Source organism: Gottfriedia acidiceleris (genome assembly GCF_004138285.1).
Lineage (GTDB): Bacteria > Bacillota > Bacilli > Bacillales > Bacillaceae_G > Gottfriedia > Gottfriedia acidiceleris_A.
The window spans coordinates 1-395 of sequence record NZ_SCFN01000073.1 but is presented as its reverse complement, the minus strand read 5'-3'; the positions used below and the strand labels follow the sequence as shown (position 1 = coordinate 395).

At 41.8% G+C, this 395-nt stretch carries 1 tRNA gene and 1 rRNA gene; both read right to left on the bottom strand.

Annotation, left to right across the window (positions count from 1 at the left end):
* Positions 1 to 68: 68 nt before the first annotated feature.
* A tRNA-Val gene (locus EP747_RS24015) sits at positions 69 to 144 on the bottom strand.
* A gap of 5 nt (positions 145 to 149) precedes the next feature.
* Positions 150 to 265, bottom strand: a 5S ribosomal RNA gene (gene rrf, locus EP747_RS24010).
* Between the last annotated feature and the right edge of the window lie 130 nt (positions 266 to 395).

Genomic DNA, 395 nt, shown 5'->3' with positions numbered 1-395 from the left:
AGAGGACTTGAACCCCCAACCTACTGATTACAAGTCAGTTGCTCTACCAATTGAGCTAAGTCGGCATATGGTGGAGGATGACGGGCTCGAACCGCCGACCCCCTGCTTGTAAGGCAGGTGCTCTCCCAGCTGAGCTAATCCTCCATCAAACCAAGCGACGTTCTACTCTCACAGGGGGAAACCCCCAACTACCATCGACGCTGAAGAGCTTAACTGCCGTGTTCGGTATGGGAACGGGTGTGACCTCTTCGCTATCATCACTTGATTTATTTTCTTTAGGACATTAATTATTATAACAAATTTCATTTAAAAGTCAATAACTTTTTTGAAGTTTTTTTATAATAATTTTTGTACCTTCAAAACTAGATAATGTCATTATCAAACTTGTTAGTTAA